Below are 16,022 nucleotides of genomic sequence, written 5' to 3'. Positions count from 1 at the left end.
TGCTTCGTCTCTGATAAACGAACACCTACTACGTAAGAATATTCATTTTGGATAGAAATTCCTTCATTTTTAGATTCATCATTAGACTTGTCTACCTTTTTAAATTGAACTGCACCTAAAATAATCCCATCATAGCTTTTTTCTGGCATTGTTACTTCTATTTCTACTTTCTTAGAACCCTTTGCTGGTACAGTAAGTATCTCTTCACCATTTTTTATTTTAGCTATATCTGGTAAAGCTGTTTTCAAGCTTTTATCGCGCTTTTCTGTGCTTTTTTGTGAGTAGTCGATAATTCCACTTTTATTTGTTGATGCATAATTGATAACCGGAGCTACATCGATTTCTTCTGCTCCGCCATTCTGAACTATTATCTCTAAGGTTTGTTGTTGTCCTGGTTTCATTTGCAAATCAAAGTAAGTCTTCTCTTTATCTATTTGATTTTCTGGAATCACGGCTTGGACTGAGTACCCTACATCACCTTCTGCTGCATTTACGATCCCGTCCCCACTGTTCAATACAAGCATTACAACAGACATTATAAGGCTGATTACTAAAAATGCTTTTTTCATTAAAACCTCTCCTTACTTTAATTTGAAATGAAAAATAGTAGATCCCAAAATATCACTTTTCTGGAATCTACTAGGAGTCTACTATTAAGCTTCTGGAGCGTCAGTCAGTGTCCACGTTACTTTTGCCTCATGCGCGCCAACCGTTGCACTTCCAGCTGGAATAGTCAGTTGTACATTGTCATTTAAAGAACCAGCCTCTTCTGGTGTATCGCCGAACCAACGATTCACCCACGTACCCATACCTTCATCAACACCTGCTGATACAACTTTTGCTTCCGTTACACCATCCATTGAGAGTTCAATTAATTGCTCTGAGCTAGGTTTGGCCGCAGTGTGACTAGCTGAACTAATCTCAGCATTTTTAAGCGCGATTTCCGCCCCTTTTAATGAAGCTTTACCCTCTTCATCCTTAAATTCGCTTGCTTTAGCTGTAACAGCCCAACCTGTACCCGAGCCACGACGATCAGTCACCTGAATAAATGGGCGTATCGATGTGGATGAGTAGGTTTCTATTGAAGATGAAATCTCCTGTTCACCAAAATCCATAGAAGATACATAATCTAACGTCAATGATCCAGTATTACCTGTTTCTGGATCAGTTGGATTTAATGGATCATTTGGATCAAGTGGTTTTGTAGGGTCACTCGGGTCGACTGGAAATGTAGGTCCTACTCCCTCAGTGAAGTTAATACCCGCTTGCGAAGTACCTGTTGATTCTGCTGCCGATGCTGTTGCTGTAAATGCAGATAGTGCACCTGCCGTGATTGTTGTGATTACTACTAATTTTTTGAAATTCATAAATTTTTTCTCCTCTCAAATTTGGGGTACAGTGTTTAATGTATCGCGTACTGCTCTAGCTGATAAATCTATAATACTATGAATACGGCAGATATATTTTTCACTGTCCTTGTTTGAAAAAAGATTTTTAGAAAAAATAATAATTTGGAAATGTATGTCAATGAATCATTATTGTTGCCGCTTTGATTATCACAATATACGGTTCGCTACTATTTCCACGATTATCTTGGGCAATAAAAGTAATCGTTTGGTTTGCCATTAACGCAGGAATATCCATCACAAAACTACCGTTATCGTCAACTGTTGCTTCCCCAATAATAAAACCATTCCAATGAGCCCTCACTTTTCTTGCTGGACTTTGAGCGAATCCTGTTACTTGCGTTGTCACATCGTACACTGGATTTGTTCCAATACTTGGCTTATCAATAAGAATAAATTTCTCCACACGCGTGCTGGCATGAGATGTCTGTCCAGTTGATAATTTGGTAACGATTGCTTTAATAATCGCCCCTTCTGGTTGTTTCTCAATTACAAAATGATAGTATCCATCACTACCCACCTGACCATTTGCAATAACTACTGTTCCACTTCTGATTTCGATAGACTCTCCTGCTTCTCCGGTTCCCGACACACTGGTATCCGTATCCATCACTCGTTCGATTGTCGTTGAAACAATTTTAGGTATAACCGTTATCCAAACGTTCTTAGTGGTAGACTCATTTTGAGAATCTACAACTGTATAAACAACCATATATGTACCCAAAACCTCCGTATTTACTGTGTTTTGCTGAACAGTAATCCTTGCTGTCATATTGCCGTCCTCTAAATCGATAGCCGTAACGTTATTCATTACATCAAACTGGGCATTTTGTTCCACCGTTTGATTCTGTGCGTAAATAATCGGTTTTTGATTCGTAGCGCCTTGAACCGTAACACTAATCCATTTGGAAGTCTGCGCCCCCTTTGAATCTGTGACCATATAAAGCACTTCATAAACACCGAGTTTATCTGTATTGACATTATTACTCAGTACTACAATTTTTCCAGTCAAATCGCCATCTTCTTTATCATAAGCGGTCACACCTTTTAATGCGTTAAAAGAGGTGTTTTGATGTACTATCTGGTCTTGCGCATACAATATTGGTTTTTGATCGCTAGCTTCGACTACCGTTACCGTAATTTGCTCCGTACTTTTAGCCCCGCCAAAATCAGTAACACTATACAGTACAGAGTAAACGCCTGGTATCTCTGTATTAACATTACTACTTAAAACTGTAAGTCGGTGGGTAATATCTCCGTCTTCCTCATCCATAACCGTCACATTGTCCAAAGTATTAAATGTTTTCCCAGCCTCTACGATTTGATTTTGCGCATGAATAATCGGCTTATGATTCGTTGCAGCTACTACTGTAATAGTGGCTAGTTTAGTCCCAACCAACCCAGTCGAATCAGTAACTCTGTATAAAACTGAGTATACACCTGGGATTGCGATATTCACATTGTTGCTAACGACTTCAATACGTTCTGTGATATCTCCATCCTCTTCATCAAAAGCACTAATACCCATAAGTGGCTGGAAATTCTCATTTTTTGTAATAACCCTATTTTCTGCAGTTATTACCGGTTTGCTATTCGCCTCCATCCCACTGTTCTCTGCTTTAGCTACAAGTGGTGATACGGACTGTGAACTCATCAAAAAAATGACAAGAAAAGTAAGCCCCCAATTTCTTAACTTCTTTTTCATGTTTTTCTTCCCTTCTAACTTGTTTTTTTTGACCTCAAATATTTCTAGACCTTAACTATATATAAACAAACTCAAATTCTCACTTTATATTCATGAAAAATAAATTTGGAATAGATGTTTTTTAGTCACCTTAATGCTCCCAACGCAAACAATGTATATTCTACTAATTCATTTGTAGCTGACTATCTCGTTGCTTTAAATATTTTGCTGGAGTCCCAACAACAACAGTATATTCGTCTACATCATTAACGACCGTAGAACCTGCGCCGACTATGGCCCATAGAGAAACAACAACATCCGGCAACACCGTCGCATTTGCCCCGATATATGCTCCATTTTCCAATTGTACATACCCAGTAATCACGACGCCTGGTGAAACTTGCGTGAAGTCCCCCAATACCGCATCATGTCCAATGATACTGGCCGAATTGACAATGGTTTGATTACCTACGCATGCATCTACATTGATAATTGCTCCCGCCATAATAAAATTACCATACCCAATTTTGGCGTTTGGAGAAATAAGCGCTGCTGGATGAATCATGTTAGGAAATTGCTCTTGTCCTTTATTTAATTGCTTAAAAATCTTCTGACGCGCCTCGTTATTCCCTACTGCAATGAAAAAATAGGAACCTGATGCCACAAAACGGCTATTCGCTAGCGGTCCAAAATAGATACCATCTTCTGCAACATACGCTTCTTTCAAGCTATCATCCAAAATCGCGATAATTTGGTATTCTTTTTGAAGTGCAATAATCTCTCGCACCATTTTAGTGACGCTGCCATCTCCAATTACCACTAGTTCTTTCAACATCTCATCATCTCCTGTATCTTTTTATTTATACGTGTAGTACGCTTTTTCAGCTTCAATAGAGGGTCTGTTTAGTACGGTCCCAATTATTTCGTTGCCTGTCCGATGTAACAAATCAATAGCTTTCTCTACTTTTTTATACTCAGAACTTCCGCTCTTAATCACAAAAATAATACCGTCTGTAAACCTTGCGATAAGCTGGGCATCTGATGCCACTAGTACGGGTGGTGCATCAATAATGATTTGATCATACTGGTCTCTATATTTTTTAACCATATCTAGCAAAGCATTGGAATTTAGGATGGTCGTCGGATTCGGCGGAATAACCCCTGCTGGTAGTAGATCTAAACCTGGCACTTCGGTCGGTCGGATGGCTTCTCGTGAATCGCAAGCCTCATTTAACAACAATCCCGTAATACCTTTCGCTCTTCCAAAATGAAACATGTGATGCTGTACAGGCTTTCTTAAATCCAGATCGATGAGTAGTGTCCGTTTGTTTTGTTTCGCGTATACAACGGCTAAATTAGAAACAATTAATGACTTCCCTACATCTGGTTCAGCCGAGGTCACCATTAACACCTTTTTTTCAGTTTGAATGGATGCGAATTCGATATTTGTTTTGATAGATGTAAACTCTTCTGAAATCATCGAAGTTGGATTGGCAACGGTAATCAATTTTCTTTTACTATCTTTTTTCATTTTTTTCATTTTTTTTCATTTTTGAAGCCTCCATCAGTATTGGTTTGGCTATTCGGTATATTCGATATCATGCCTAAAACGACGAGATTGAGTTTCTCTACTATTTGCTCTTCTGTTTTAATGGTTGTATCCATCATTTTTTTAATAAAGCAGATGAGGATAGAAAGTATAGCTCCAATAACAATGGAGAGCAGGTACATTAACGGTTTATTAGGAAATACAGGTTGTGTCTGCTCTGACATTTCTGCCGTAGACATGATCGTGACCGTCTTATCCGTCATCACTTCAGGTAATTTCTCTTTAAAGGAGCGGGCGACCTGATTCGCAATTGCTACCGCTACCGCTTGATTTTTATCCTCCACGTGAATATTTAAAATTTGTGAATTCTGATCGTTAGCCACAACTATTTCATCCTTTAGTCTTCCCACGGAATATTGATCGTTAAATTTATGACTTACTTCATTTAATACAAGCGGGCTTCTTAGCATTGAGCTGTATGTGTTAATCATTTGCAAATTCGCCTGTACTTCCGAATTTTGAAGATTGGCCTCTTCTTTTTCAGTATTTTGCACCACTAATATTTGCGTAGTTGCCCTGTATTCTGGTTTTAATACATAGTTTACCAAGGAAAACATGGCTCCAAAACTCACTGCGAAAATTGTCAGAATAATCCACATATTCTTCTTGATGATCTCTAATATCTCTACAATTGAAATGATAGTTGTATGATTTGTCAAAAAATTATCTCCTCTCACTTGCTTCATTCTCCATTTAAAAATGTTCGTATTTTTTTGTAGTCGCTCTTGGTGATAATAAATAAGGTTGTCCAACGTAACATATATTTCCTTTTAAACCAAAGCACGCACATCATACCGCAAATAGTATAGGATAGGATCGATGCAACCGCAGCACCAATGATTCCCCAACATGGAATCAAGAGGATATTGAGCCCCGCATTGACGAGGACACTGATAATAAGCGTTACTAGGTAAAAGCCCATTTTCCCTTGTGCGATAAACAGGGTGCCTATAATTTTAGAGTAGATAATGAACGGCACTGCCAGAAACATGAGTAATGTAGTGAGGTACGCGTCTGCAAATGCGTTTCCAAAAAGGAAAATAATGATATACTTGCCGAATATGGCCATGAAAAGGATAAATAAAAGTACGAGTGTCATCGCCATTCTAATGGAAAAAGTCAGGCTAGCGATGGCATCTTTTTTAGCATTTTTATTCATCATGACGTCTTTGAAAATATCGGGTAGCATCCAAGCATATTCGGCGAGCTGAACCCCTGTACTATACATACCTACATCAAATGCGGCGACATGGAACCACTCTAGGAATAAGATGTCCATGCGGTAATTTAAGGCGATGAGACACGTAACTAACATGGGTAGAAAACCTTGTTTCATGATTTTAGGCCATTCGCTAAACTTGATGCTTTTTCGTTGTCGTTGGTCATCTACTCGTTCTGTGTTACGAATAGCCATGAGTGTCATAATGATTGGCACGATATTTTTCATGGCATACACGAGTAGAGCGATAAACACATATGATGGTGCAATAAAGTATACAATCACCGTCAAAACCATATTAGAAATGGCGGTTGAAATCACGATTACGGTATTTTTTTTTGATATTTTCTACTAAATTGATCTGTGTCACTTGGAGACCGAGGACGTTAAGCGCAATCAAAACCATAATCATGATGTAATCGATAGGTTGTCCGACGAGATACATGAGCAGAGCGATAGCGATAAAGATCACATATTGAACCAATGATAGCGCAATAAATGTCATTTCGAACTGACGCACACTTGTTTCCCGCCGCTTATAGTTCACGTAAACAAGCGAAATTCCCATATTCAGAACCGACACACCAATATTGACTGCATTCATATAAACTGCATATTCACCTTTCAGTGTGGGCCCCAGGTAACGGGTCATGAAAACGATAGACAGTAATCCCGTAAGAATGATGATAATTTTTTTGAACAATGTCATACCATATGGACTGGACAACACTTTTTTTTAAGATCTTCATGCATTATTTCTCCTCTATTTTTGATAGTTTACGGGTCGAAATCGGACATGTTTATTCAAGAAGTAAAACATCAAGAATAGAATGAGGCTAAAACTTAAGTCATTGATGAGGATAGTAATATTTTGCCCTGGCATCATACCCAATCTGGCACAAGCATAGGTGAGTATATAGTAAACTTCTAGTTGTTGCGTCTGTTTTATTTTATCTTGTAGATAGTAAGCAAACACGATGACAAGTACGCCAATTACTGGGGCAAAAATAAGACCAAAAAATAAATTTCCTTGCCCAATCATGGGGATGATCTGTGTCATGTGATCGGAGAAAAAATAACGCTCGTTGAAATAGATGGAAGAATAGTTGATTGACCAATCGGAGATCAGTGAGCCTACACCCAACATGGGTCGAAAAATATCATAGAACAGCACGCTTAGATTTCCTGCTTCTGGAAAAAGATCTTTTGCTTCCAGTGCAATCGCCACATTATATGGGCCTGCTAGATAGACCTGCATTTTATCAGTGTAATCGACTAACTTGCTAGCCCCTTCTGATATGGAAGAAATTTTGCGGAAAGAGGCTATTGCCGTTAGCATGACTGGAATAATAATGGCCGTACTAAGCAATACACGTTTAAAAAAGGCTGGAAATAGAAGTCTGAACGTAAGAAGTGATGCGATGGAGGTGATAACTATATCCGCGCGGTTCGTACCGATAAATGTCCCAATGTTGAGAAATAATAATAAACATGCTAGGTAGACATATTTTATTTTGCTTGTATCTTGGTATTTGATATAGCAAAGCCATGTCAGCAACAAAAACAGGATTTGCTTGGCTACTAGGAATAGAAAGCTAATTAGGGTCGCGATCGTCGAAGTATTTTCCAGCGATCCAGCTGTTCCTGGAACAAAGAAGCCAATTTTCTTGATCACACTTGGAAATGCTAGTAGACTAACGATAACTAGTATAAGCATAAGACCGTACATCATGTAGTTCGAGTTTTTCAGGAGTGGCCTCGCTTCAACCGTCTTTTTTTTGATACTTTTGATCTAGGAAGAAAATGACCAGCGTTAAAATAATTAATTCATACACCATTAACCAAATAGCCGTTTCAATGGAGCTTGGTAATGGTGCCACTGGGGATCTTCCACCGTAGTACTGCACGCTCACAAGAAATATCGGCATGATAACAAACCGTAATCCTTGCATAACGATGAATATGACATTAAACACACGTAACTCAATGTTGAGTGATTTGGAAAAAACAACCCAGTAGCAGATCGTGTATGCTAGCGGTAATAAGGCTAAAAACTCATAGCCCTGCGCTTTCGTCCTAAATATCACAGTGAAAAAGCTAATAAAACAGCAGAGATAAGTGAACCAATGATATAGACTTACTAATTTTGTCTGATTTCCTAATCTCATTGCATTATTGGTTCCATTTTTTGTTTTGTAATCCCAGAAATAATAGTGGTTAGCGTTTGTACTACTTGACTGAGCTCTACGTCGGTGAGGCTCGTCGTTGATGGGAGACACAGTCCGCTTTGGAATAGCTGTTCTGAGATGGCTGGCACTCCTTCTGTATGTGCGTAAAAATCATAGTCTGCGAAACATGGCTGACAGTGCATCGGGTTCCATAGCAACCGTGTTTCGATGCCCTGCTTGTTCATCTCTTGCATAATATCCATTGGATTTACCTCCAGCGTCAAAGTGCTTAACCAATAATTGTTGTAAGAACCCGATACTTCTTGATGTAACTGGACACTTGGTTCATTCGCTAACTGTTGCTGATAAAAGTGGAAAATCTCACGTTTTTTTTTGAATACGATTTTTTAGTACTTCGAATTGGGCGATACCGACTCCGGCAGCAACATTACTCATTCGGTAATTAAAACCAACACGATTATGCAGGTAGTAAGGCGCCACTTCTTTGGCTTGCGTGGATAGCTTACGCGCTTTTTCTATAAATGCTTCATCATCCGAAATAAGCATTCCGCCGCCGGACGTCGTAATAATTTTATTTCCATTAAACGAAAATATGCCTGCCTTTCCCATTGTGCCAGAAGGCTTTCCTTTGTAAGTAGAACCTAATGACTCGGCTGCGTCCTCGATAAGAGGGATATCATATTGATCTGCCAGCGCCATAAGCTCGTCCATTTTCGCGCATTGACCATACAAATGTACGACAATGATTGCTTTTGGCAAAGTCTTTTTCCGAGCGGCTTTTTCTAACGCGCGCGATAAAGCTTGTGGTGACATATTCCATGTTTCAGGCTCTGAATCTATAAATACGGGTACCGCGCCTTGATACAAAATTGGATTGGCTGATGCTGCGAAGGTAAAACTTTGACAAAAAACAATATCTCCAATCCCGATATCAAGAGCCGCCAAGGAAAGATGAATCGCAGCTGTCCCTGAATTTGTTGCGAGAGCTGCCTTTGAACCAGTATATAAGCGTGCTAGCCTTTCCATCTCATCCACATTGGGACCAAGTGGCGCTACCCAATTCGAGCTCAGCGCTTCTTCGATATAGCTTATTTCGTTCCCGCTCATATGCGGAATACTCAGTGGTATACGCATTCCCTACCTCACTTTCCTAGTTTAACTTAGTTCCCTGAAATTTTTGCACTGTTGCTTGTCCTGCTTCGCTGATGCCTTTAATTAATAGTACTTTTTGGACCGTTAACCATAAAATTTTCAAGTCTAGTCTCCAATTTTTATGTTGTGTATAGTATATGTCTAAACGGAATTTTTCTTCCCAACTAATGGCATTCCGACCATTTACTTGCGCCCACCCTGTGATACCAGGTTTGACGTCATGTCTCTTCCGTTGTTCTTCGGAATAAAGCTCCAAATAAGAATCCCGTAAAGGTCTTGGCCCAATAAACGCCATATTCCCTTTTACAATATTCCAAAGTTGTGGCAATTCATCTAAACTTAGGTTTCTTAATAACCTTCCAAACCATTTAAGACGCTCTCCATCCGGCAATAATTCTCCATTTTTATCCAATTTTTGATTCATCGTACAAAATTTATAGATAGTAAATAATTTTTCATCTTTGCCTACACGTATTTGCTTAAAAATAATCGGTCCACCATTGATAAATATAATGCCTAAGCTGATAACCACAAATAGGGGAGAACATATCATCATGAGTATGATAGCAATAAGAATATCTACATATTTTTTCACAAAATCGCTCCTATTCTAGAGTTCATACATCGCAAGGATGCCTTGCCATACATTTTCGCGCTTAAATTCTACCTCCACTCGCCGTTTTCCTTCGATGCCCATTTTACTAGCCTTCTCAGGATTATGCAGCAAGCTAGCAATAGCTCTTTCTAACTCTTCGGGGTTCCTAGCCTCTGTTAGCAGACCCGTCTCTCCGTGAACCACCGTATCCTTAGCTCCCGTCACATTCGTGGCAACCACTGGTAAGCCACTATAAGCCGCTTCCATCGCTACATTTCCAAATCCTTCTCGATGCGTTGGGAACACAAAAACCTGGATTTTTTTATAAAAAGGGGCAACCTCTTTTTGGAAATTCAGCAGAATAATATCCTGATGCATTTTAATTTTAATCATCGTATTCGCTCTTAATCCATGATCTTTATCTAAACGGCCAACCAGAAGTAATTTCAACATTGGGAATGTTTCTTTTAATAATAAGAAAGCTTCTACTAAATCATCTATTCCCTTATCTTTCGTTAAACGCCCTACATAACCAATAACTTGGTCTTTCGAATCAATAGGTAGAACTGACATTTCTTTGCTTGCTACATGTTGAAATTTATCTGTATTGATACCGTTACTACTACCTGATCCAATACAATGCAGTTTAGCAGGCTTAGTTAATTTTAGTTCACTCGCTTTCTCTAGAAGGCTCGGACTCACACAAATGATTTCATTAGAGAAACGACAAACCAACTTTTCGAAATATAGTAGCATCCTTTTTTTTTATACCTGTCATCGTCTCTAATCGCAAACCTCGCAATGTGTAAATTCGTTTAGGAACACCACATATTTTTGCAACTATGGAAGCTAGTAAGGAAGCTTTAGGAGTGCTATAATTTATGACACTCGGCTTTACTTGTCGCATCAATTTCAACATTTGGAAAAAAGCACGTATATCTTTTCGAATCGCTATATCTCGTTCCATAGCAAGAGGGTGAAAATGAATATGTTTTGGTAAGTCTGCCACTTCAGGGCCATTTGCTGCTATAAGATGCACGTCATATCCACATTCCGCCATATATTCTAACTGCCCATCCAAAAGCTTGATGCTACGAGATGCTGTCAAGACATACAATAACTTCGGTTTCACTATTACAACCCCCAATAACCAATATTTTCAGGTAATTCTTGTTGGTTAAACATCCGTTTTAGATCAACAAATAGCGTTTGTTTTTCTTTTGTTAATAAATAATTTTTGTCGGGTAAAATCTCTTTCCATTCATCATGCGCTACTGCTAAAATAACTAATTCTGCTGGTCTCAATTCTGTATAAGGAGTCAATACGAGCCCATAATCACTGGCTACCTCAGCGTCATCAGCAAGTGGATCAGACACCTGTATATCTAAATCATACTGTTGTAATTCCTCAATCATATCGAAGACCTTGGAGTTTCGTAAATCTGGCACATTCTCTTTAAAAGTTAGTCCAAGAATTGTAATTTTAGCTTTTTTTAAATCAATACCTCGACGAATCATTTCTTTCACAACATCTGCCACAATAAATTTACTGACACTGTCATTCACTTGGCGCCCTGCTAAAATAATTTTTGGCGTATAGCCTACACTTTCTGCTTTATGTGTGAGGTAGTATGGATCTACACCAATACAGTGTCCACCAACAAGACCTGGACTGAAATTCAAGAAATTCCATTTTGTCCCTGCTGCTTCTAAAACTTTATGTGTGTCAATTCCCAATATTTTGAATAGCATAGATAGTTCGTTCATAAGTCCGATATTCAAATCACGTTGTGTGTTCTCAATCACCTTTGCAGCTTCGGCGACTTTGATGGAATCAACGGCATGTATTCCTGCGTCTACTACTTTACCGTATGTTTGCGCGATTGTTTCAAGAACATCTGGATGATTCGCGGATACTATTTTTTTAATCGTGCGGAAGGTATGGATTTTATCGCCAGGGTTAATGCGTTCGGGTGAATATCCTACAAAGAAATCGACTCCTTCCTTCATGCCTGAAACTGATTCTAAGACGGGGATGCATTCTTCTTCTGTTGCGCCTGGATATACAGTAGATTCAAACACAACGATAGAATCCTTTGACATGTGTCTGCCAACTGTTTCAGAAGCTTTTCGTAGCGCCGTTAAGTCTGGTTTGTTGCTATCATCAATGGGTGTTGGAACCGCTACAATAATAAACGGATAATTAGAAAGTTTAGTCGCATCCGACGTGAACGTAATATGCCCTTGTTCTAACGCTTCTTTCGACACTTCTCTCGTGCGATCGTATCCATTATGCAATTCATTAATACGTGCTTCTGATATATCAAATCCTAAAACAGGATATTGTTTTTCAAATTCAACGGCTACTGGAAGCCCAACATAACCTAGACCAACCACTGCTATTCTTTTTTCTTCCATCTATTTCAAAACTCCTTTATTATATTTAATGTACCAATCAACAAAAGCCTTTATTCCTTGCTCAATGGTCGTATTCGGTTTAAAGTCGATATCTCGAATCAGATCTGTAACATCTGCATGCGTCTTTTGAACATCACCAGCTTGCATAGGTAATAATATTTTTTCGGCCTCTTTACCAATCAATTTTTCAAGTGTTCCAATGTAATCCATCAAACTGACCGGACTATGATTGCCGATATTATAAACTCGATAAGGCGCCTTACTTGTTGCAGGATCTGGTTGTAACGCATCCCAGCTTACGTTCGATGTTGGCTCGGTCTGAGTTAAGCGATAAATTGATTCCACCACATCATCGACAAACGTAAAATCACGTAACATGTCACCATTATTAAACACTTGAATCGGTTTATCATTAATGATGGCATCTGCGAATTGGAACAGCGCCATGTCTGGTCTTCCCCATGGGCCGTACACCGTGAAGAATCTCAAGCCCGTAGTTTTCAATCCAAATAAGTGACTGTATGTGTGGGCAATCAGTTCATTGCTTTTTTTCGTCGCCGCGTACAGTGATAATGGATGTTCCGTGCTGTCATGTGGGGAAAAGGGCATCGCTTGATTCGCACCATAAACCGAACTACTTGACGCATAGATTAACTGCTCCACACCGTGTTGTCTGCAACTCTCAATTATATTCATAAAACCAACTATATTAGACTGAATGTAGGCGTCAGGATTCTCAATACTGTATCTTACGCCTGCTTGTGCCGCTAAATTTATTACAATTTTCGGTTTTTCATCTTCGAAAATATTATGAATTAAAATTTTATTTTCTAGTCCAACTTTGTAGAAAGAAAAATTCGGATTTTTAAGTTGCTCTAAACGCGCCTTTTTTTAAATTCACATCATAGTAATCATTGATATTATCAATCCCTATCACTGTGTAGCCTTCTTTTAATAAACGTTTACTCACGTGGAATCCAATAAATCCAGCCGCGCCCGTTACTACTATTTTTAAGGTCATAATTCCATTCCTTTACTGTAGAGTTTTGAAAAAAGAGTGATATAAATCTGCTCGCTGTTTTTGTAAAATCGGTTTTGTATATTTCGCTGCCGTTTGGAGATTCTTACGAGCTTCTTGCAACTGTTTACTCCTACTCACGATTAGGCTATCGATTTTCCGTGCCAGATCTGCGCTATCTCCAATCATATGAATCATATTAGGGGACAATAATTCTGGAATCCCTCCTGCACTTGAACCGACCGCTGGACAGCCTCTTGACATAGCTTCAATCAAGGCACGCGGAACTCCCTCTGTTTTACTTGGTTGAATATAAATATCCATTTTATCTATCCAATCAAAAATTGCTTTTCCACTAGGTAATATGCCACAGAATACACTGTTTTCAGTTACGCCTACTTTCTCAGCGTAATGCAACCATTTACTAGCATCCCCAGGTCCAAGGATATATAGTGTCACATCTCGATTTTGCTGTTTTAATTTACCAATTGCATCCATCGCCGTATCGATACCTTTATAGTCTGTTGTGAGCGTTCCAATCATACCTATTTGCACAGTTTTTGAAACATCTTGTATCTTTATTTTCCGTTTTCTTTTCTCGTATACTTCCAAATCGATGCTTTCAATCTCCACATTCGATGCTGCTGCGCGCTCTCCACATGTCGGGTATTTTCTTTGTAAATCTTTTTGCGTGACGTAGAGTACATGCGTTGCCTCAGCCACATCTTTTCTCATTTTCCCACCTGCATGAGTTGCCATATATTTCAGCACCTTTGACCCGTGATGACGGTAGCTTTCCATCGGATCTCCCACTACTTCCACCATATAATGTTTCCCTTGCTTTTTGGCCGCCTTGATTGCCATAGAGCCTATTCGTGACGGTAACCTTGCAATCACAGCATCTGCTTTTGCGACACGTTGCTCGATTTGCTTTTGGGCCCGATTTACTGGAAATATATTTTTCCAAGTATGGGTCTCTTTTATATGTTGAAACGTTACCTGAGAGTGATTTGAAGTAGTCATCTCTACACGCTTAGCATCTTCTGGGAAACTAAAAATCCGTGCAATGACCTCTAATTCATCTGTATGTTCCAAATAACGCTCCCATAAAGAAGAATCAAAAGCATTTTTAGATAAAATCTCCTTACCATCCGCACTTCTATAAAAGCGATGATCATGAGCAAAAATAGTTTTCATCTAGAAAGGACCTCATTTCCAGTCAATTTCGTGACGCCCACAATTCCGTAGATGTTTCGAGTCAAAGAATTTTCAGACATAGAATGGCAATCATTGATGAAATCACTCACTTTACTATTGGAAAATACTCTAGGTTTCCCAATATGAATTTTCGGGATTACTTGTTCTGGGTATATTTCTTCGTCATCCATTAACTCCTCATACAGTTTATCTCCCTGTCTAATACCAGTAAACTCGATATTAATTTCTTGAAGTGTGAACCCTGACATCGTAATTAAATTCTCTGCAAGTGTTGTGATTTTTATTGGTTCTCCCATATCAAGCACATAAATTTTACTGCCATTTTCTAAGCTTCCGGCTTGAATCACAAGTCCTGCCGCTTCTGGTATAGTCATAAAATAACGCGTCATATCTGGGTGGGTAACTGTTACTGGACCACCTTGTTTAATCTGTTCTTTAAAAAGAGGGATAACACTGCCCCGACTTCCCAGCACATTTCCAAAACGAACTACTGAAAAATTTCTATTTGTTTCTGCCGCTACCATTTGAACAACCATTTCAGCAATTCGCTTAGTTGCCCCCATGATATTTTGGGGATTAACTGCTTTATCCGACGACACCAACACAAAATTTTCAACGCCGTAATTTGCCGCGGCTGTAACCACGTTTTTCGTCCCAATAATATTATTTTTCACAGCTTCCATAGGATTTAATTCCATGAGTGGCACGTGTTTATGCGCCGCGGCATGATATACATGAGTCGGCATATATTCTCTCATGACCTCATTTATCCGAATTTCATCTTGAATATCCGCAATGATTGGCCTTACGACAACGCTCTTACCAAACGTTTTTTAAAAGCTCCATATGAATCCCATAAATACTATTTTCACCATGCCCTAAAACTATCAACTGCTTTGGCCGATGTGCACAGATTTGACGACAAATTTCAGAACCGATAGAACCGCCTGCACCAGTTACCATAACAATAGTACCTTCAATTTTTTCAGCAACTTGTTCTTCGTTTAATTGAACCGGTGTGCGTCCAAGCAATTTCTCCATACTCACATTCGCCTCTGTGAGATTTCCGAAAGTAATGTCATTAACGCCTGTAACAACGCGAATGTTAGTCGCCGTTTCTTTGCATTTTTCCATTATAGCTATCTTCTTAGTTGCTCCAAGTGACGGTATTGCGAGCACGACTAAATCAATGTTTTCATCCTTAATACACGTCTCCAAATTTTCTATATCTCCAACTATAGGGATATCGATAATTCTAAGTTGTTGCTTTATTGGGTCATCATCTAAAAATGCAACGATTGCAAACTTCTCTGGTTGTTCGCTTAACTTTTTAGCAGCAACAATTCCAGCGACTCCAGCCCCAATAATTAGAACTTTTTTAAGTAATTTATGTTTGTTAATACTCATTTAACCATCCCATTCATTTAAAATTACGTCATGTGGACTATCATTTTTTTGCTATAAGGAGGTTCTATATACTGTTTTTGACGTTTCGCGAACCCCTTTAACAAATA

General features: G+C 38.9%; 16 protein-coding genes and 3 pseudogenes. All 19 read right to left on the bottom strand.

Translation table 11 applies throughout. The features are described 5' to 3' along the window. Window positions 1–569: DUF916 domain-containing protein (locus tag PCORN_RS15945; protein WP_036082386.1), on the bottom strand; the 569-nt coding region annotated here is incomplete at its 3' end. 84 nt (window positions 570–653) lie between these two features. Beyond that, a complete protein-coding gene (locus tag PCORN_RS15940) occupies window positions 654–1,367 on the bottom strand; it encodes a WxL domain-containing protein (protein WP_036082384.1) in 714 nt (237 codons plus the stop codon). 157 nt (window positions 1,368–1,524) lie between these two features. Then, the gene (locus PCORN_RS15935) at window positions 1,525–3,111 is read right to left on the bottom strand and encodes an immunoglobulin-like domain-containing protein (protein ID WP_036082382.1); all 1,587 of its coding nucleotides are present in this window, start codon (window positions 3,109–3,111) and stop codon (window positions 1,525–1,527) included. A gap of 163 nt (window positions 3,112–3,274) precedes the next feature. Next, the gene (locus tag PCORN_RS15930; RefSeq protein WP_036082380.1) at window positions 3,275–3,925 is read right to left on the bottom strand and encodes an acetyltransferase; all 651 of its coding nucleotides are present in this window, start codon (window positions 3,923–3,925) and stop codon (window positions 3,275–3,277) included. 21 nt (window positions 3,926–3,946) lie between these two features. Beyond that, the gene (locus tag PCORN_RS15925) at window positions 3,947–4,630 is read right to left on the bottom strand and encodes a CpsD/CapB family tyrosine-protein kinase (protein WP_036082378.1); all 684 of its coding nucleotides are present in this window, start codon (window positions 4,628–4,630) and stop codon (window positions 3,947–3,949) included. Beyond that, window positions 4,627–5,358, bottom strand: a complete 732-nt coding sequence (locus tag PCORN_RS15920) for a YveK family protein (RefSeq protein ID WP_159102626.1) — start codon at window positions 5,356–5,358, stop codon at window positions 4,627–4,629. Before PCORN_RS15920 ends, PCORN_RS15925 begins: the two co-directional genes overlap by 4 nt. Window positions 5,359–5,381: 23 nt before the next feature. After that, window positions 5,382–6,239, bottom strand: coding sequence for an MATE family efflux transporter (locus PCORN_RS15915; RefSeq protein WP_149024395.1), 858 nt, complete (start codon window positions 6,237–6,239; stop codon window positions 5,382–5,384). Next, window positions 6,217–6,522, bottom strand: a complete 306-nt coding sequence (locus PCORN_RS15910) for a hypothetical protein (RefSeq protein ID WP_149024394.1) — start codon at window positions 6,520–6,522, stop codon at window positions 6,217–6,219. The genes PCORN_RS15915 and PCORN_RS15910 overlap by 23 nt, the downstream gene beginning before the upstream one ends. A gap of 159 nt (window positions 6,523–6,681) precedes the next feature. Next, window positions 6,682–7,635: a hypothetical protein gene (locus tag PCORN_RS15905; RefSeq protein WP_149024393.1), complete on the bottom strand. Its 954-nt coding sequence runs from the start codon at window positions 7,633–7,635 to the stop codon at window positions 6,682–6,684. Between the two features lie 46 nt (window positions 7,636–7,681). After that, window positions 7,682–8,086, bottom strand: a complete 405-nt coding sequence (locus PCORN_RS15900; RefSeq protein ID WP_036082369.1) for a hypothetical protein — start codon at window positions 8,084–8,086, stop codon at window positions 7,682–7,684. Continuing rightward, window positions 8,083–9,241, bottom strand: a pseudogene (locus PCORN_RS15895) (DegT/DnrJ/EryC1/StrS family aminotransferase). Before PCORN_RS15895 ends, PCORN_RS15900 begins: the two are co-directional and overlap by 4 nt. A gap of 16 nt (window positions 9,242–9,257) precedes the next feature. Beyond that, window positions 9,258–9,854, bottom strand: a complete 597-nt coding sequence (locus tag PCORN_RS19120; protein WP_277620225.1) for a sugar transferase — start codon at window positions 9,852–9,854, stop codon at window positions 9,258–9,260. Window positions 9,855–9,869: 15 nt separating this feature from the next. Next, window positions 9,870–10,556 (bottom strand): glycosyltransferase, encoded by a 687-nt coding sequence (locus tag PCORN_RS19115; protein ID WP_206537459.1) that lies wholly within the window; start codon window positions 10,554–10,556, stop codon window positions 9,870–9,872. 13 nt (window positions 10,557–10,569) lie between these two features. Further along, window positions 10,570–10,986: a glycosyltransferase gene (locus PCORN_RS15885; protein WP_036082368.1), complete on the bottom strand. Its 417-nt coding sequence runs from the start codon at window positions 10,984–10,986 to the stop codon at window positions 10,570–10,572. Between the two features lie 2 nt (window positions 10,987–10,988). After that, window positions 10,989–12,272 carry a nucleotide sugar dehydrogenase gene (locus tag PCORN_RS15880; protein ID WP_036082367.1) on the bottom strand — a complete coding sequence of 428 codons (1,284 nt, stop codon included), beginning with the start codon at window positions 12,270–12,272 and terminating at the stop codon, window positions 10,989–10,991. Next, window positions 12,273–13,293 (bottom strand): annotated as a pseudogene (locus PCORN_RS15875) (NAD-dependent epimerase). 12 nt (window positions 13,294–13,305) lie between these two features. Beyond that, a complete protein-coding gene (locus PCORN_RS15870; RefSeq protein WP_036082365.1) occupies window positions 13,306–14,487 on the bottom strand; it encodes a glycosyltransferase in 1,182 nt (393 codons plus the stop codon). Further along, a pseudogene (locus PCORN_RS17670) lies at window positions 14,484–15,317 on the bottom strand (polysaccharide biosynthesis protein); the annotation flags it as partial. The gene PCORN_RS15870 and the pseudogene PCORN_RS17670, both read right to left, overlap by 4 nt. Before the next feature lie 10 nt (window positions 15,318–15,327). Next, window positions 15,328–15,915 carry a nucleoside-diphosphate sugar epimerase/dehydratase gene (locus tag PCORN_RS20985; protein WP_051999554.1) on the bottom strand — a complete coding sequence of 196 codons (588 nt, stop codon included), beginning with the start codon at window positions 15,913–15,915 and terminating at the stop codon, window positions 15,328–15,330. Between the last annotated feature and the right edge of the window lie 107 nt (window positions 15,916–16,022).

The organism is Listeria cornellensis FSL F6-0969, from assembly GCF_000525855.1.
GTDB lineage: Bacteria > Bacillota > Bacilli > Lactobacillales > Listeriaceae > Listeria_A > Listeria_A cornellensis.
This window is presented reverse-complemented; position numbering and strand designations above follow the sequence as displayed.